At 55.2% G+C, this 16,474-nt stretch carries 15 protein-coding genes; 7 read left to right on the forward strand and 8 right to left on the reverse strand.

Annotation, left to right across the window (positions count from 1 at the left end):
- Nucleotides 1-6: 6 nt before the first annotated feature.
- The 5 genes from G3M63_RS00225 to G3M63_RS00245 all read right to left on the reverse strand — a co-directional run bounded on the left by G3M63_RS00225 (nt 7) and on the right by G3M63_RS00245 (nt 3,579).
- Nucleotides 7-687 carry a PilW family protein gene (locus tag G3M63_RS00225; protein ID WP_163981531.1) on the reverse strand — a complete coding sequence of 227 codons (681 nt, stop codon included), beginning with the start codon at nt 685-687 and terminating at the stop codon, nt 7-9.
- Nucleotides 677-1,075: a prepilin-type N-terminal cleavage/methylation domain-containing protein gene (locus tag G3M63_RS00230; RefSeq protein WP_163981532.1), complete on the reverse strand. Its 399-nt coding sequence runs from the start codon at nt 1,073-1,075 to the stop codon at nt 677-679. The genes G3M63_RS00225 and G3M63_RS00230 overlap by 11 nt, the downstream gene beginning before the upstream one ends.
- On the reverse strand, nt 1,056-1,505 hold the full coding sequence (locus G3M63_RS00235; protein WP_163981533.1) for a prepilin-type N-terminal cleavage/methylation domain-containing protein: 450 nt from the start codon (nt 1,503-1,505) through the stop codon (nt 1,056-1,058). The genes G3M63_RS00230 and G3M63_RS00235 overlap by 20 nt, the downstream gene beginning before the upstream one ends.
- Nucleotides 1,499-1,942 (reverse strand): type IV pilin protein, encoded by a 444-nt coding sequence (locus G3M63_RS00240; protein WP_163981534.1) that lies wholly within the window; start codon nt 1,940-1,942, stop codon nt 1,499-1,501. The genes G3M63_RS00235 and G3M63_RS00240 overlap by 7 nt, the downstream gene beginning before the upstream one ends.
- A gap of 323 nt (nt 1,943-2,265) precedes the next feature.
- Nucleotides 2,266-3,579 carry a serine hydrolase gene (locus tag G3M63_RS00245; RefSeq protein WP_163981535.1) on the reverse strand — a complete coding sequence of 438 codons (1,314 nt, stop codon included), beginning with the start codon at nt 3,577-3,579 and terminating at the stop codon, nt 2,266-2,268.
- A gap of 296 nt (nt 3,580-3,875) precedes the next feature.
- Here G3M63_RS00245 and G3M63_RS00250 point away from each other — a divergent pair, with 296 nt between their 5' ends.
- The 6 genes from G3M63_RS00250 to G3M63_RS00275 are packed head-to-tail and all read left to right on the forward strand — an operon-like array spanning nt 3,876 to nt 10,253.
- Nucleotides 3,876-4,355, forward strand: a complete 480-nt coding sequence (locus G3M63_RS00250; RefSeq protein ID WP_163984142.1) for a GspH/FimT family pseudopilin — start codon at nt 3,876-3,878, stop codon at nt 4,353-4,355.
- The gene (pilV, locus tag G3M63_RS00255; protein WP_163981536.1) at nt 4,352-4,870 is read left to right on the forward strand and encodes a type IV pilus modification protein PilV; all 519 of its coding nucleotides are present in this window, start codon (nt 4,352-4,354) and stop codon (nt 4,868-4,870) included. The genes G3M63_RS00250 and pilV overlap by 4 nt, the downstream gene beginning before the upstream one ends.
- Nucleotides 4,867-5,634, forward strand: a complete 768-nt coding sequence (locus G3M63_RS00260) for a prepilin-type N-terminal cleavage/methylation domain-containing protein (RefSeq protein WP_163981537.1) — start codon at nt 4,867-4,869, stop codon at nt 5,632-5,634. The genes pilV and G3M63_RS00260 overlap by 4 nt, the downstream gene beginning before the upstream one ends.
- Complete coding sequence (locus G3M63_RS00265) at nt 5,631-6,218, forward strand: PilX N-terminal domain-containing pilus assembly protein (RefSeq protein ID WP_163981538.1); 588 nt, start codon at nt 5,631-5,633, stop codon at nt 6,216-6,218. The genes G3M63_RS00260 and G3M63_RS00265 overlap by 4 nt, the downstream gene beginning before the upstream one ends.
- Nucleotides 6,219-6,234: 16 nt before the next feature.
- Entirely contained in the window at nt 6,235-9,834 is a 3,600-nt protein-coding gene (locus G3M63_RS00270; protein ID WP_163981539.1) for a pilus assembly protein, read from the forward strand.
- Entirely contained in the window at nt 9,831-10,253 is a 423-nt protein-coding gene (locus G3M63_RS00275; RefSeq protein WP_163981540.1) for a type IV pilin protein, read from the forward strand. The genes G3M63_RS00270 and G3M63_RS00275 overlap by 4 nt, the downstream gene beginning before the upstream one ends.
- 157 nt (nt 10,254-10,410) lie before the next feature.
- Here the strand turns inward: G3M63_RS00275 and G3M63_RS00280 are convergent, their stop codons facing one another.
- Entirely contained in the window at nt 10,411-11,163 is a 753-nt protein-coding gene (locus G3M63_RS00280; protein WP_163981541.1) for a DUF2889 domain-containing protein, read from the reverse strand.
- 311 nt (nt 11,164-11,474) lie between these two features.
- On the opposite strand from G3M63_RS00280, the gene G3M63_RS19420 reads away from it, so the two are divergent.
- On the forward strand, nt 11,475-11,993 hold the full coding sequence (locus tag G3M63_RS19420; RefSeq protein ID WP_163981542.1) for a GspH/FimT family pseudopilin: 519 nt from the start codon (nt 11,475-11,477) through the stop codon (nt 11,991-11,993).
- A gap of 40 nt (nt 11,994-12,033) precedes the next feature.
- Here the strand turns inward: G3M63_RS19420 and argJ are convergent, their stop codons facing one another.
- Together argJ and secA are read right to left on the reverse strand one after the other, a co-directional pair.
- Nucleotides 12,034-13,251, reverse strand: coding sequence for a bifunctional glutamate N-acetyltransferase/amino-acid acetyltransferase ArgJ (gene argJ / locus G3M63_RS00290; protein ID WP_163981543.1), 1,218 nt, complete (start codon nt 13,249-13,251; stop codon nt 12,034-12,036).
- 426 nt (nt 13,252-13,677) lie between these two features.
- Nucleotides 13,678-16,413, reverse strand: a complete 2,736-nt coding sequence (secA, locus tag G3M63_RS00295; protein WP_163981544.1) for a preprotein translocase subunit SecA — start codon at nt 16,411-16,413, stop codon at nt 13,678-13,680.
- Between the last annotated feature and the right edge of the window lie 61 nt (nt 16,414-16,474).

A 16,474-nucleotide genomic window follows, 5' to 3' on the forward strand; every position in this document is an offset into this window, starting at 1 on the left:
CTGGCCTCACTGGAAGTTAATCAGACAGGTACTGCTGTTGATCAGCACAAAGGTGTCGGGGTCGGCGGCATCGTACTGTTCTGCCACCGGATGATGGGCGACAAGGTTCACTTTGAGGGCACCCGCGCCGGCCACACCCAGCGCCTGGCAGCTCTCCTCGCGCAACTCCATTGAATCAAAAACCGCACCGTCCAGGCTTTTGGTATAGAGCCTGACGCGGTCCTGCTGCTGCCAGGCGCCTCCCAGCGCTGCGCCTGCGCACGGCTGGGGTTTCAAGTATTGCAAATCACCGGTGGGCGCCATATACAGCCCGGCGCAGCGCTCCCCGGTAGATTGTGTGCGCCATAACAACAACGTGCCACGGCGACTGGCGGAGCAGGTACCAATGGTCAACAACCCCTGCGCCAGGTTGCCGGAACAGAACGCGAGATCAGCTCCCAAGCGCGCCTCATCGATGCCGAACCCAGCTTCCTGCAAATGCACATGCGCCGTCAGCACAGCCGCCGAGCGATCGCCGGTCATGCGTGCATAACTGCCCGACTCTGCCGTAGTGTGTACGACCGTACGGTACAGCGCCATCATGCCCACCACGGCAATAAGCGAGATCAGCAGCCCGATCATCAGGCTGATCAGGGATACACCCCGCTGTCGGCTATGCGTCCCGACAACCATGAGTTTAGTACCCAAGCCGGAAAGCGCCGTCGCCGCCAATCAGGCCGCCGGGGTCGTCCGTCACGACCAGCGTATCGGTATCAACGGAGACAGTTTTCTCGACATTCCCGATGCGCACTTGCAGCTGTAGTGTTTCGAGTTCACGACTGAAGCCGACGGCGCTCCCGGCCACGTCTATTGATGTAACGTCGGGCTCTGCAAGCAACGCTTCGCGCAGGCCTAACAGCACCTGATTTTGCGTAGTCGCATAGCGTTGTGTAGAAAGCCCCTGAGCAGTGATGAACGCCAGACCCAGGCCGGTAATTGCCGCCAACAACACGCTGATCAGCGCCTCGATAAGCGAGACGCCCTGCTGATTTCGCTGGGGGAACCGCGACGTCGAATCAATTGAATGTGTGAACATCAGTCTCACCTCCCTTGGACAGACTTGCCGTGAACGGCGTAACGGGCTGCCCGCGATTGTTCAGCTCAACAGGAAGACTCACCCCCGTCAGGCTCAGCTTCACGCCGGAGGGTAAAGTGGCTCGCCACAGTACGTTGCTGCAGGCACCGGTCGGGGTTTTACACACCTTCAATTCCCTGACCGCAGGATCAAAGGCGATACGTGCCGCTGGCTGATCGCCCACAGCACCCGAAGCGTTACGCAGAGCCGCCGCTTTCGCATGGTTGTAAGCCTGATTCAGCTGACCCGCCGCGGTGTGCAGATCCGAATTGGTCGTCCAGGAGGACGTGAGGGGAGAAGCGGCCAACGCCAGTAACCCGATGATCAGGAGCACCACCGCCAGCTCGATCAAGGTGACGCCCGCCTGCAGATTGCGAACCCGAACTACCACGAGGTGAATCCGCACTCGGGCGTTGCCGTACGCTGGTTTTCAGCATTCAGACTCAGCGTACAGCCCTGCATCGGGCCGCTACCTGTCGCGGTCAACCGATAGGGTGCGCCCGCGATAAAGGCATGGGAAAAATGCTCAGCCTGGGCGGGGCTCCACTGGCCGAACGCTGATTTCAGCGCTGCGGTGCCGTTGATATCAGACGTCGGGTACGCCAGCGATCGTTGGAACCGCCCCTCCACTACCGCGGCCAGTGAGACGAGATCAGCCGCCGCGGTTTTGGCCCGGCTCTTCTTGATATAGCCCTGATATGACGGTAGCGCGATGGACGCAAGAATGCCGACAATCACGATGACGATCAGCAGCTCCATCAAGGTAAAACCCCGGGCTGTGTTAAGACGGGTGCGTAGCTTGTGCGCGCGTGGCAGCGTTGGCCGCATAGATAAGCTCCGATTGAGTTGAGGAACCACGATCAACAATCGGGATGCTTTGGAATTTATCAAACCACAGCAACCCTGATCAACCTGGACCGTTCTAGAGCGTTGTCGGGGATTTTAACAACAAAAGGAGGCAAAGGGTCGTTTTGCATTTGCTACGCCAAACCGGCTGGCCTATTCCGGTGACCTCGAAGGGCTTGATGAGCTATTTCCGGGCAGACGGCACTAAACTGAATCCTGCTAGCGCAGCACTGAGCGATCAGGAAGAATAAAACGCGCTGCGCGAAGGGCGTGGACCTCTTCGCGTCCCGATAACGCGACCGCTATCAGTCCGCGTTTGCGCGCAACAGGTTCGCCAACGCCGCCATTGCCGAAATGGTTGCGGGCATCGTCTCGGCACTGGTCGCAACCGGGTGCGAAGACAACCGCACCATCACCATCCCGACCGCCGGGTTAATGTGAATCATCTGGCCATGCACACCCAGTGCCTCGAACGCGCCATCGTCGTTATGGCTGATCCACCACTGGTTGCGATAGGAATAGCCCGGCTGGAAATCCCGTCCGGCTGCCTTGAATGCTTCCCGGTCCCCACCTTCGCGGATCATCTGAACCACCCCGGGACTCACCACCTGCTGACCGTTGAACTCTCCGTTTAGGCGCACCATCTCCGCAAAGCGGGCCAGATCACGCAGCGTCACGTTGAAACCCGCACCCGCCCACTCGGTACCCTTCGAATCCAGCAGCATATAACCATCTTGCTCCGCACCCAGCTTGCTCCAGATACGCTGCTCGATCAGCGCCGCCGTGGACAGACCAGTGACTCGCCGAAGGATCCAGCCCAGGGTCTCCGTATGCGTGGTGCGATAACGGAACGCCTTGCCGTGATCATCCACGCCAGGACCAATGGTCGGCAGATAGCTATACAGGTCTTTTGCGCCGGTGTAGTCATGAGGTACAGCACTCATACCCGCGGCACGTGAATACTTGGCGACATCCGAAGTACGATCAGCGTAGATCTCGCTGTAGTCGATATCCGCCGTCATATCCAGCACCTGCTGCACCGTAGCCCCTCGCCAGCCGCTGTTTCCCAGCTCCGGAAGATAGCGGGTGACCAGCGCGTCGGGGTCCAGCTCGCCCTCCTCGATCAACTGCGTCGCCAGCAGTCCCACCACCGACTTGGTCACCGACCAGAGAATATGCGGCTCATTCTCAGGCACGCCGGGCTGATAGCGCTCGAACAGCACCTTGCCGTGCTGCATGATCAGCACGCCATCGACATAGGTTGAATCCAGGTATTGGACAAAGCTCATCGGCTCGCCATCCGGACCGGTGAAAGTCAGCTCCGCGATTTGCTGCTCCAATCCATCAACGCGCGGCAAAACATACACATCCTCATTACCACGGGCCACACGCCGAGACGGAAACAGCTCCCGCGCATGGTGAAAGCTCCAACGGGGATTAGGATAGGGCCGCATAAATCCGGCGTGAGTGATTTGTTTATCCGCCGGCGGCGGAAAGCCTTCCATCAACTGCAAACGGTCAGTGCTCACCGACTCAGGATCAGGCAGCTCCGCAGCAGCACCTTGCGCAGACAACAGGACAGTAGCCAATGTCACCCCCATTATTTGTGATTTGTTCACGGCGTAAGCACTCTGGCTTGGTTTTGTTGTGACTTGAGACTAAACAAGCGCGGGCGATAGCGCCAACGCCAAAGGGGATGGATTGGTTTGATGAATGGTTGGGGATCAGGACATGTGGCTAAGGCTGGCTAGCGCGAGTCGCATGGCTCATTGACCTAGAGTCGGTTCGAGCATCGGCAATCTCGTGAGTCGTCTCATAGATCCTTTTCGCACCTCGAAAACGACCGGTCATCGCGCCAAACGAGACCTAGTCAAGCGGACCACATATAGTCCAATCACTGCAAGGAGGGCATATTATGATTCGTGCTAAGGGATTCACATTAATAGAACTGATGGTGGTGGTGGCGCTAGTCGCCATCATTGCAACCATAGCGGTGCCGAGCTTCGGTGTACTCATCAGCGACAACCGGTCCGAGTCCCAAGCCGAAGAGCTCAACTCCCTTCTTCAATATGCTCGCAGCGAAGCCGTGATCCGCAAGGTCACCTCCAGGGTCACAATCGACCCTGGCGCAGCCAAGATCACAGTTTCTGCTAACGCAGAGCCGCTACGTAGCTCGGCGTTGAACCTCGGCAATGTCGTCTTCGCTACCAGCGCAAATACTCTCAGTTACCATCCCAACGGCACCGCCAGCACACCAAACTTCAGTGCCATTTTCTGTAGCGACAACAAAGCTGCCACCGGCAGGTTACTTACGGTTTCAGCCAGCGGTGCCACCAAGCTGCACCAGAAAGGAAAGAAAGCTGATGGTAGCGCGCTAGGGAGTTGTTCAATATGAGAAGCGTTGGATCTCGCGGCTTCAGCCTGCTGGAAGTCTTGGTCACCATTCTTCTGACCGCCATTGGCATACTTGGCATGGTCGCCATGCAGGGTAAAGCCATCCAATACACGCAAGACTCGGTAGAGCGCACACACGCAGTCATGCTCGCTAATGAGCTAATGGAAATAATACGTTCCAGCCCCAGCAGCCTACAGTCCAGCGCAGATGACTCCCCACTATTCGACTCGCTCCCTGCTGGCGCCACAACTGGCTGCCTTGCAATCGACGATGCATTACTCCAAACGCAGGTAGCATGCTGGGCAGCCAGGGTTCGGATGCTCCTACCCGATGCTGACAAAGTATCCGACGTGTTCGTTGCATGTACTTCGACCACTCCCGGCACATGCCACGACGATGGTGCAGCAATCGAAATCCGGTTGGCGTGGAGCGCTGCAAACGAGGGTTGTCTGGACGCAGCCACAGAGGATCTAGATAACACTTTGTGCACCTACACGTTCAGGAGCCAGATATGAGCACAACCATCCGTTTGAGCATTCGCCAGCAGGGTTTGTCCCTGATCGAGTTGATGGTCGCGCTTTTACTCAGCACGCTACTGATACTGGGAATTACACAATTATATATTGATAACAAGCGTAACTATGTGTTCCAGCAAGGACAGTCGGACAATATTGAAAATGCCCGCTACACGCTAATGTTGTTTGAAGAAGAGCTTTACAGGACTGGCTACAGAAGCCGTCCCGATGACAGCTACGAAAATGTATTTCGTGCCGCTAGTACTGATAACTGCACTTTCAAGTTAGGAGAGGTCATTACGTTTGACGGCGAAAAACAGCTGCTGTGCCTGCGCTACCAACCCAACCTTGAGACGATAAGATCTTGTGATGGTACTGCTTTGACCGGCGGCGACGGGCCCTACGACGTCAATGTCTCTCCTGTTATAACTGAGATCCAGATCGCCGGTAATTCTTTGCAGTGTAACGGTGTGCCGCTAGTCGACAACCTTGTTGATATAAAGCTGCTCTTCGGCACCAGCGACGGTACCGCACGGGAAACCCAGGAGTTCAAAACGACACCAGCAGCTACCGATCGCATACGCTCAGTGCGCTACGCAGCCCTGTTGAAAAGCCGATCCCAGAACCTGGCCGACTCCAATTCCAACACCGCCTACCAGGCCTGGCGCAGTAAGTGGTATGGAGAGTCAGATGCTTCAACCCCTGACCGGGCGCTTTATCTCACTGCTGAAAGCACCCTTGCGCTCAGGAACCTATCACGATGAATACATCCATCTCAAGCCTCGCCAATCGCAAGAATCAACGCGGTGCAACGCTGCTTATTGCGCTCGTTTTCCTTTTGATCTTGACCACTTTGGCGATAACCAACATGAGAGAAGTCGCGCTTGAATCGCGGATCACCGGCAACCTGATTGACCAGAAACAGCTATTCAACGCTTCTGAAGCAGGCCTGAAAGACGGCGAGTATCGGACGATCGGCACCTTGGTAAAGATACCCGGGAAATATAGTTTCGAGGCAGCCCTCCGGCCGGTGAATGCCACCAGTAGCTGCGGCACCAAATTCGAGGATATCTGTGTGCTTAACCAAGCTCCTCAATATACACAAAGCTTCGACGAGAACGACCCTGTAAAGGCATATGCACCTGATGATGTCACGGATTTTAATGAGGATATCAGTTGGTACGCCATACCCACTCCTGGTGGTGCCGCCCAAGGGGAAAACGAAAACCCCGAATACGGAAACATGGCGATGGGAATTGGCATTTTCCGGTATGAGATCAATAGTCGCGCAAGCAGCGACTACGGCGAGGTACGCCTCCGCTCAACCGTTGCCCGCGTCTATAACTAAGCCAGGATGGCCAGCCATGAACTTACTACCTAATACGATCAGAACTATTTTTAGTGCGGGTATTTCCGCTCTATATTTTTACTCTGCAGGGCCTCATGCGTCAAATCTGGATATAAGCCAAAGCCCACTCATGCTGGTAGACTCGGTAGCGCCGAATCTAATATTTACGCTTGATGATTCTGGAAGCATGGAGTTCGCTTATGCTCCAGACGGTCTAAGCGATAAAAATTTCAAAGTAAATGGCGTTACAGTTTGTCCCGACAACTCTCAAGGATGCCGAGGCACTCGCAGGGCCAAATCGTCAGATTTTAATCCGCTTTACTACAATCCTGATGTGAATTATATAGTTCCAAAAAAGGCAGATGGGTCTAGCTACAGCACATCCTTTACTTCAGCTCCATGGAATGGCTTTACGGGAGCCGATAAAATCAATCTTTCCACCAGCTACATGCCAGTCTGGAACAATGATTGGAGTGGCGGAACGAAGTACGCGAGACATCCAAGCTCCTCAGGATTCCATGATCGAGACGAAGGGACTACAGCCTATTACTATGTCTACGACAAATCGCGAAGCGGCTGTTCTGGAGCAAAACACGACGACTCGTGTTACGAGAAGGTAGAACCGGATACTAGCGATGACAAACAAAATTTCGCCAACTGGTATTCATTTTACCGAACCCGAGGTTTGGCGACGCTGAGCGCAGCCCATTTAGCGTTCTACGAATTACCTTCATCCGTAAGATTTAGCTGGCAACGAATCAACCAAAGCTCTAGCCCTCTTAGCTCAAACTTCTCCGTTTACAGTAACGATCACAAAACAGATTTTTTCAAATGGATGAAAGACAATAGCTCCTTTAATGGCAGCACCCCGCTTCGCCGAGCGATGAAGCGCGCCGGTGTATTCCTCACTAGCGATAAAGCTTGGCAGAACGAAATAGGAACAAGCAATAGCGGTAAATATTCTTGTCGGCCGGCTTATCACGTGATGATGGCAGATGGGATCTGGAACGGCGACAAGCCTTCCGACCCTTCCTCATATAAGCATGATGATAAATCATGGAGTACGCCAGACGGAATAAACTACTCTCCGAAAGCTCCTTACGAAGGTGACGCAGACGATACGCTTGCTGATTTAGCAATGCATTATTGGGCTACCGATCTCCATCCGATTGATAACGACGTGAAGCCATTTATAAAATATAGTGACGCTAGCCAAGACACTGAATACTGGGATCCTAGAAACAACCCAGCCACATGGCAACATATGGTTAACTTTACCGTAGGCCTTGGTTTAACAGGTTCCTTGGTAGAGTCCAATTTGGCTTGGGATGCAAGCAACGGAACTTTTGACAGCTCAGGCTACAAGAACATCGCAAATGGAAGCGAAGAGTGGCCTAACGTCTCATCGAATAACGGGAAGGTATATGACCTCTGGCACGCCGCAATAAACTCCCGCGGTGAGTTCTTTAGCGCCGATAGCCCTGAATCCTTAGTCAAGTCCTTCAAAGACATTCTGAATCGGATCGCCGAGCGCACCTCGACCGCCGCGGCTGCCGGCTCGACAACATCTGTCAGCGCTGATGATCCCGATGACCCCTACAATCTGACCATTTTGAACCGTGCTTTCTTCCCGGAATATAACAGCGAAGATTGGTCAGGCGACGTAAAGCGTTATGACATCAAACGTTTGCCTAACGGCGGTTCGAAACGCGAACTAAAATGGTCTGCCAAGAGCCTTCTTACGAGCGCCGAGGACCGAAATATCAAGATGTCTGGGGGAAATTCGGACAGTAGTCTCAGAGACTTCGATTACGAGAATCTGAGCGATGAGGTGAAAGCCTTGTTCGATATGGATCCCGACGCCACCGGAGCAGTCACCGATAACAAAGGTTCTAACCGGGTTCGTTATCTACGCGGAGCACGCGATGCCGAAGGTAGCAGTGCCACCAACTTCCGAATTCGAAGTTCCGTCCTCGGAGATATCATAAACTCCACCCCAGTCGTGGTAGGGGCGCCCTCGTATCTGCCCTATATCGCCGATAAGATAGATGGTAGCGCTGGCAAATATCTGACTTTTTTCAACGATAACCAATCTAGACCAGAACTTGTATACGTAGGCGCAAACGACGGCATGCTCCATGTTTTTTCTGCTGTAAATGGAAAAGAAGTGTTCGCCTTTGTTCCCTCTGCGGTGCTTAAGCACATGCCAAAGCTCACTGGCCAGACATACAAGGGCGGAGCGCACCGATTCTTTGTGGACGGCTCACCTACGATTCGGGACGTTTATTTTGACAGCGCTTGGCATACCGTACTGGTCGGTACACTTGGAGCGGGCGGTAAATCGCTTTTTGCTCTCGACATTACTAACCCCGGCGAGGATGGCAGCGGCATCAAATTGCTCTGGGAAATAACAAACGAGTCCAAAGGATACTCCAACCTCGGTTATTCCTTCCCTGAACCGGAAATCGTTCGCCTCCATGGGGGGCAATGGGCAGTCCTTCAAGGAAACGGTTACGACAGCGAGAAGGATGCGGCGTCTTTGCTGATTATAAACATAAAAGACGGCGCTCTAATCAAGGAATTGGTCGTCGATAACGGTGAAACGGAGAACAGCGCTAACGGCCTGTCCAGCGTTCGGGGTGCCGACAACAATGGGGATGGCATCGTCGACTATGCTTACGCAGGAGACCTCAAGGGCAACCTTTGGCGTTTTGACTTGGTTAAACCAGTTGGAAAAGAGGTTGCAGACCCGTTCAGCAAAGCTGAACAGACGTCTGTTACCGCTTCCGACTATAAAATCTCGTACGGCGATAGCCCTCTGTACCGGGCAACCTATCCAATCGAAGCTAATCAAACCCGTATCCAGGCTATAACTTCACCTCCCTCCCTTGTTCGCCACCCCACTCGACGAGGCTATATAGTCATGTTCGGTACAGGGAAGTACGTTGAGAATTCTGACGCAGCTCCGGACGTCACTAAGGCCAATAGCGTTTACGGTGTCTGGGATCGCCTAACGAAAGCACAGCCCACTGTCAGTTCCGATGCAGGCTCCCTCACTCGCAGCAACCTTCAGCAGCAAACGATACAAGAGCAAAAAAGCACTACTTTCACCGGCGAGGTCAGTGTTGAGCGCACCGTCCGTTATATCTCAGACAACCCGGTCCAGTGGTATATAAGTGGTACTACGCCTGCAGAAGAATCCGACAAAAAAAAGGTTCTTAAATGGGGGTGGTATGTCGACCTGCAAGTCGGCAGCAAACAAGGCGAAATGATGGTTGATAGGATGGTCGCTCGCGGCAATACACTATTATTCGGCACTCTAACGCCCAGTGCGGATCCTTGCGCGGATGGCGCAGTTTACTGGGCATATGGCATCAATGCGCATACCGGAGCACGCACCAAGCACCCAACCTTTGATTTCAACCAGGATGGCTCGTTTGACAGCAAAGACAGCGACCAAGGCAAAGCACCTTCGAGTTATGAATCCGATTCGCCGATCACGCTAACCCGCGACGGAAGTGTGATTGATATTAAAGGCTCTGTGGGTTTTGCCACCTCACCCGAACTACAAGGCCGGCAAAGCTGGCAGACTATTCCACTGGAGATTGAAGAATGAGCCTCGTCAATCCAAGAGCGATGCGCGGCTTCACACTGATCGAAGTAATGGTCGTTGTCGCCATTATCGGCATCCTGGCATCGATTGCGCTGCCCAGTTATCGCGAATATGTGCTTCGCGGCAACCGGGCCGAAGGGCAAGCATTGCTAACTACAGCAGCCGCTCGGCAAGAACGGTATCGCGCCCAAAACAACGGTTATGCGGATACGCTTACCAAACTATATGGCGCAACGACCAAGAAATCCGAGACCGGCAAATACTCCCTGGGAGTAAGCGTGGCCGGCGATGGCTCTGACGGGGGGTTTGCCCTCACAGCAACGCAAATATTCAGTGATACCGATTGTGGAAACCTGAGGCTGAATGGACTAGGCGAAAAAGACGCCAGCGGCTCTAAGGACGCCGAGGATTGCTGGAAATAAATCTATGTCGCAGTAAACACTGGAATGGTTGCCGTCCGAGCCGACGCTCGAAACCGTTCCAGTGTCCCATGGGATAGATGTAACCCTACGGCTCTAACATAACCGCCGCCTGGCGCTGATCCCAGCTGGCGCCGCCACAGGGCTAATATATCGGTTTTTAGATCTCTCTCAACGACTCGCCCCACCCCACCAACAAATCCTCAGCCTGATACACATCACCCCGCGTGCTGCCGATCACGCGCACTGCACTGGCTGCCCGCTCAGGCTGAAACACAAAACAGGCCCCGGAGCGTGCCTTCAGCACCTGGCCCGCATCCCGGATCTGATCCAGATCGATGCCCTTGCTCGCAGCGACCATGACCGCGCGTCGTTGAACGTATAGCGCTTCGAGCAACCGTTCGTCGAGTTCCTCTTCTGCCCAGGGGAATATGCTGCGCAGGTCTTTTTGGTCAAACTGGTCCTTGCTGTCGATAAGCGTGCCACGCAGTCGCCAGTCCAGCAGCTGCTCGCCATCGAGCCACAGCTGCGCGTGACGGTGTTCGTGCATGGCACCAATCACTCTCACTACATATTCGCGTCGCCCTGGGCGTAGCGCCTGTGAGAGCGCGACCATCAACAGGTCGTACTGGTGGGTGCATTGCTGTTTGCCGTCAATATCCGACAGGTTGACAGCGATGCGTTGACGCAGTGGTTGGCCGACGAACTCCTGCAGCTTGGCCGCGGCCTGTGGGCAGATGGTCCATGGAGTGCGACGTGCGGTGCTGGTGACCGAGGTTATGCGCTCGCCGTCATGCCCTATATTGAGTACAAAGTAGTGATGCTCATCTTCCATTGCCACCTGGCATTCGGTGGCGGTCACATCAAAAATTACGCGGCGGAAGAAGATATGGGGAGATTGTAGAGCTTGCATGGGTACGCCTCGGGACATGCTTTTTATTCGGATCCAGTCACAGAGTACTCTGATCGGAAAGGGGGAGAAATGCTGTTGCCTGATCCGCTGCGTCCTATCGTCAGAAAGACACGGAGAAAGGACTCCAGACAGAAAGAATGTCCACCCAAGCACAGATTGATCATCTGACCGAATCCCAACGAGAACTCGCACACAAACCCAACGGAAGGTCGGATCCATCACGAATGGCTGACCTACAATTCCCGTATCGAACCGCTTCGGTTCATTCCGGGCACATGGCTGTAGCCCGCTTACGTCAAGGAGGACGGGCCATGCGGTCCTACGGATTTACTTTACTGGAGCTGATGGTGGCGCTCGCCATTCTCGGCATCATGCTCGCAATTGGGGTGCCTGCGTTTGGCACTGTAATCGACAGTCAGCGAATGGATGATGGCGTTAACGGGCTGGTGCGCGGTTTGAACTACACCCGCACCGAAGCAGTACGTCGAAATCGGCCGGTGACCGTTTCGCCAATTGGCGCTGACTGGAACGCTGGTTGGCGCATTTTCCTCGACCGAAACAACAATGGGGTTCATGACGCTGGAGAGACACTGCTGCGTGAAGACATTCCGGCCGATGTCGCCTTCGTTCACGCCAACACCAACGTCGCGAACTATGTACGTTACAACCCGCACGGCGAGTCAGTGTTGCTGAATGGTGGTTTTCAGGCGGGAACCTTCCGCTTCTGTCCTCGCAAAGCCGAGGCGGAGGGCAGAAAGCTCATTATCAACCGGATTGGTCGCGTGCGACTGGAACGCGAAGTGATAGATACACAATATTGCTCTAGCTGACGCAGCAGCGAGGCCCTCAAGCGAGGGTCTCGCTTGGTGTTCAGGTACGGTATTCAGCGTTGATACGTACGTATTCGTGGGAGAGGTCAGTTGTCCAAAGCGTCTCTTTGAAATCGCCCCGGCCCAGCTCGATGCGGATGGTGATTTCTGCCTGAGCCATTACCTTGGCGCCCTGTTCTTCGCAGTACTCTTCCGCCCTGCCACCGCTGCGCGTGATACAAACATCATCCAGATAAACGTTAATCCTTTCCACGTCCAGATCCGGCACGCCAGCACGGCCTACCGCGGCAAGAATCCGCCCCCAGTTCGGGTCTGAGGCGAACAGCGCAGTCTTGATCAGCGGAGAATGAGCCACAGCGTATCCTACGTCCAGACACTCATCGCGGTTGCCGCCGCCGTTCACCTGAACCGTAACGAACTTGGTCGCGCCCTCACCGTCCCGGACAATCGCCTGGGCCAGCTCGAGCATGATGGATTTTACTGCTTCGGCCAGCACCTGATATTCCGCACCGGCGGTATCGCTGATTGGCGCCATGTCGGCCTGCCCCGTCGCGATCAACATGCAGCAATCGTTGGTCGAGGTGTCGCCGTCGATGGTGATGCGGTTGAAAGAGAGATCAGCAGCTTCGCGCAGCAGGCTTTGCAATACCGGTTGAGCCACCTTGGCGTCGGTGGCTACGTACGCAAGCATGGTTGCCATGTTGGGTTTGATCATCCCCGCGCCCTTGGAGATGCCGGTGATGGTCACCGTTTGCTCTGCAAGCTGTAGGTGCCTGCTCGCGCCCTTGGGCAAGGTGTCGGTGGTCATGATGCCTGAGGCGGCTGCGGCCCAGTTATCCGGGCTCAGGTTCTCCAGGGCAGCCGGCAGCGCGCTAATCACTTTGTCTGCCGGTAGCAGCTCGCCGATCACACCGGTGCTGAAGGGCAACACCTGTTCGGAAGATACCTTCGCCAGCCCAGCCAGAGCCTCGCACGTCTGCTGTGCGGCCTGCATACCAGGTTTGCCGGTGCCGGCATTGGCATTGCCAGTATTGACCAGCAAATAGCGCGGGGCGGCCTGCATATGCTGCTTGGCCAGGGTAACCGGAGCGGCGCAGAACGCATTGGTGGTGAACACCCCAGCAATCGTCGAGCCCTCAACTGCTTCCATCACTACCACATCTTTGCGGCCGGGCTTTTTGATGCCTGCCGAGGCGATACCAAGACGAAAACCAGGGACCGGATGAAGGGCTGGAAGCGGGCCAAGTCCGACTGCCATGGGGTTATCTCCAATTGGGGTTCAAAGCGGGGATGATACAGCTGAGCGAGCGATGGCGCATAGAGTGAGCAGCGTAGGTTGTTGAGTAATCAGAGAGGGTTTCGGTCCGAGATGCGGACTCCCGTGCTTGCCGGCGTGACAGGTGGGGACGGCACGTTCAATGGAGGGCCGGGGTCCATCCCGGCCAAGGAGCTCGCGGGAGACGCTGCTGGTCGAGATGGAACTCGACCTTCCATAGCGCGCATGCTCACCTGCAACGCTGCAGGTCGAGGTGAAGCACGGCCCTCCAAAGCGCAGCGTTTTATCCCGATCAGCGTTATATCAGTTGACGCTGCCGGTCTAGTCCGATCGCGGCCCGTGGTGCTCAACCCTCCCGGAGTCCGGACTTGCTATCCGGACGCGGCGCTCCGGTTTGCCGGCTTCAGATCAGATCTGGCCGTGGCAGTGTTTGTATTTCTTGCCAGACCCGCACGGACAGGGATCGTTGCGGCCGACCTTTGGCCCTTCCCGGGTAACCGGAGCGCCAGTCGGTGCCGCAGTGCTCTGTTCCTCCTGATCAAGCTCTTCGCCTACCGGGGCGACTTCTTCATGCTTGAACTGCATGCGTTTGGCCATTTCTTCAGCCTGGCGGCGCTGGCGAGCTTCCTCTTCAGCCGGGTCTTCGCGGCGAACCTGGACGTGACTGAGGATGCGGATGGTGTCGTGCTTGATGGACTCGAGCATCTCTTCAAACATGTTGAAGGCTTCGCGCTTGTATTCCTGCTTGGGGTTCTTCTGCGCATAGCCGCGCAAATGAATGCCCTGGCGCAGATGATCCATGGTTGCCAGATGCTCTTTCCACAGGTCATCCAGTACACGCAGCAGCATCTGCTTCTCGAAAGTCCGCAGCGCGTCGGCGCCAGTCATTTCTTCCTTTTCCTTATAGGCTTTTACCAGCTCTTCAAGGATACGCTGACGCAAGCCTTCTTCGTGCAAGCGGTCGTCTTCGTCCAGCCACTCCTGTACGGGCAGCTTGAGCGCAAACTCGTTCGCCAGGTGTTGCTCCAGGCCCGACACATCCCATTGTTCAGGCAAGCTCTGCGGTGGGATAAACTGGCTGACCGCTGACGCGACTACGTCTTCACGAATCGCAGTGATGGTGTCTTCGACGTTCTCTGCAGCGAGGATGGAATTACGCTGGCCGTAGATAACCTTGCGCTGTTCGTTGGCTACGTCGTCATACTCCAATAACTGTTTACGAATATCGAAGTTGCGGCCTTCGACCTTGCGCTGCGCTTTTTCGATCGCGTTGGAAACCATACGATGCTCAATCGCTTCGCCCTTCTCCATACCCAGCGCTTTCATGAAGTTCTTCACCCGGTCAGAGGCAAAGATGCGCATGAGATTGTCTTCCAGGGACAGATAGAAGCGGCTGGAACCCGGGTCACCCTGACGACCGGAACGACCACGCAGCTGGTTGTCGATACGCCGTGATTCGTGACGCTCACAGGCGATAATGTGCAGGCCGCCGGAATCCAGTACTTGCTGGTGACGCTCCTGCCAATCGGACTTGATTTGCGCGACTTTTTCCGGAGAAGGATCCTCGTGGCTGGCGATTTCCGCTTCCCAGCTACCGCCGAGGATAATGTCAGTACCGCGCCCTGCCATGTTGGTTGCAATGGTGACGGCGCCTGGACGGCCCGCCTGGGCGATGATCTCGGCTTCTTTCTCATGGTACTTGGCGTTGAGTACCTTGTGCTCGATACCTTCCTTATTCAGCAACTGGGAGACAACTTCCGAGGAGTCAATCGAAGCGGTACCGACCAGAACCGGACGACCGCTTTCCCGACATCCTCTGATGTCAGCGGCAATCGCAGCGAATTTCTCTTCGATGGTCAGATAGACCAGATCGTTGTAATCCTTGCGGATCATCGGCTTGTTGGTGGGGATGACGACCACATCCAGGTTATAGATCTGGCGGAACTCGAACGCCTCGGTATCGGCTGTGCCAGTCATGCCGGACAGCTTGTTATACAGACGGAAGTAATTCTGGAAAGTGGTAGAGGCCAGCGTCTGGCTCTCAGCCTGGATCTTGAGCCCTTCCTTGGCCTCGATGGCCTGGTGCAGCCCCTCGGAAAGACGACGGCCCGGCATAGTACGGCCAGTGTGCTCATCTACCAGCAACACCTGGTCATTCTGGACGATGTATTCAACATTGCGGTGGAACAGGGTGTGCGCCCGCAGTGCTGAATGAACATGATGCAGCAGCCCGAGATTCTGTGCTGCGTAAAGGCTGTCGCCTTCAGGCAGCAGGCCTTCTTTCACCAGCAACTCCTCGACGTACTGGTGACCGCCTTCATTCAGCTCGACCTGACGGGTTTTCTCATCGATGTAAAAATGGCCATCGACTTCTTCCTGACCTTCTTCTGCAGGATAACCCCGCTTAAGCATGGGGATCAGTTTGTTTATCGCCGTGTACATCTGCGAGCTGTCTTCGGCCGGGCCGGAAATGATCAACGGCGTCCGCGCCTCGTCGATCAGGATCGAGTCCACCTCATCGACAATCGCAAAGTTCAGCTCCCGCTGTGCCTTGTCTTCCAGCCGGAACGCCATATTGTCGCGCAGGTAGTCGAAGCCGAATTCATTATTGGTGCCGTAGGTAATATCGCACTGATAGGCCTGGCGCTTCTCCATCGGATCCTGAAAGGGAACCACCACACCCACAGTCAATCCGAGAAATTCGTGCAGCGGACGCATCGAGTTTGCGTCCCGACGCGCCAGATAATCGTTGACCGTGACAACGTGCACACCCTTGCCGGACAACGCATTGAGATAGGCCGGCAGCGTGGACACAAGGGTTTTGCCCTCACCGGTCTTCATCTCGGCGATCTTGCCCTCATGCAGTACCAGGCCACCGATCAGCTGGACGTCAAAATGGCGCATGCCCAGGATGCGCTTACTGGCTTCGCGCACCAGAGCAAAGGCTTCCGGCAGTATCTGATCAAGGGTTTCGCCCTTGGCGACCCGCTCTTTGAATTCGCCTGTTTTAGCCTTCAACTGTTCATCGCTAAGCGAGTTCAGGTTTTCTTCGAGAGCATTGATAGCGCTGACAATCCTGTTCATACGCTTCAGCTCACGCTCGTTCTTGCTTCCAAACAGTTTCTTCAATAAAGGCGCAAACATAGTCGACTTCGATATCCGTTTGATGGTGGGCGGGTCCAGATCAATCCGACCTGGCCGTTGC

The organism is Pseudomonas sp. OIL-1 (assembly GCF_010669185.1).
Lineage (GTDB): Bacteria > Pseudomonadota > Gammaproteobacteria > Pseudomonadales > Pseudomonadaceae > Halopseudomonas > Halopseudomonas profundi.

What these genes read in the sequence shown, in the direction of transcription:
- G3M63_RS00230 (WP_163981532.1), bottom strand. Translation starts at nt 1,075, where the DNA reads ATGTTCACACATTCAATTGATTCGACGTCGCGGTTCCCCCAGCGAAAT.
- G3M63_RS00280 (WP_163981541.1), bottom strand. Translation starts at nt 11,163, where the DNA reads ATGCAAGCTCTACAATCTCCCCATATCTTCTTCCGCCGCGTAATTTTT.
- secA (WP_163981544.1), bottom strand. Translation starts at nt 16,413, where the DNA reads ATGTTTGCGCCTTTATTGAAGAAACTGTTTGGAAGCAAGAACGAGCGT.
- G3M63_RS00240 (WP_163981534.1), bottom strand. Translation starts at nt 1,942, where the DNA reads ATGCGGCCAACGCTGCCACGCGCGCACAAGCTACGCACCCGTCTTAAC.
- G3M63_RS00275 (WP_163981540.1), top strand. Translation starts at nt 9,831, where the DNA reads ATGAGCCTCGTCAATCCAAGAGCGATGCGCGGCTTCACACTGATCGAA.
- G3M63_RS00260 (WP_163981537.1), top strand. Translation starts at nt 4,867, where the DNA reads ATGAGCACAACCATCCGTTTGAGCATTCGCCAGCAGGGTTTGTCCCTG.
- pilV (WP_163981536.1), top strand. Translation starts at nt 4,352, where the DNA reads ATGAGAAGCGTTGGATCTCGCGGCTTCAGCCTGCTGGAAGTCTTGGTC.
- argJ (WP_163981543.1), bottom strand. Translation starts at nt 13,251, where the DNA reads ATGGCAGTCGGACTTGGCCCGCTTCCAGCCCTTCATCCGGTCCCTGGT.
- G3M63_RS19420 (WP_163981542.1), top strand. Translation starts at nt 11,475, where the DNA reads ATGCGGTCCTACGGATTTACTTTACTGGAGCTGATGGTGGCGCTCGCC.
- G3M63_RS00270 (WP_163981539.1), top strand. Translation starts at nt 6,235, where the DNA reads ATGAACTTACTACCTAATACGATCAGAACTATTTTTAGTGCGGGTATT.
- G3M63_RS00265 (WP_163981538.1), top strand. Translation starts at nt 5,631, where the DNA reads ATGAATACATCCATCTCAAGCCTCGCCAATCGCAAGAATCAACGCGGT.
- G3M63_RS00250 (WP_163984142.1), top strand. Translation starts at nt 3,876, where the DNA reads ATGATTCGTGCTAAGGGATTCACATTAATAGAACTGATGGTGGTGGTG.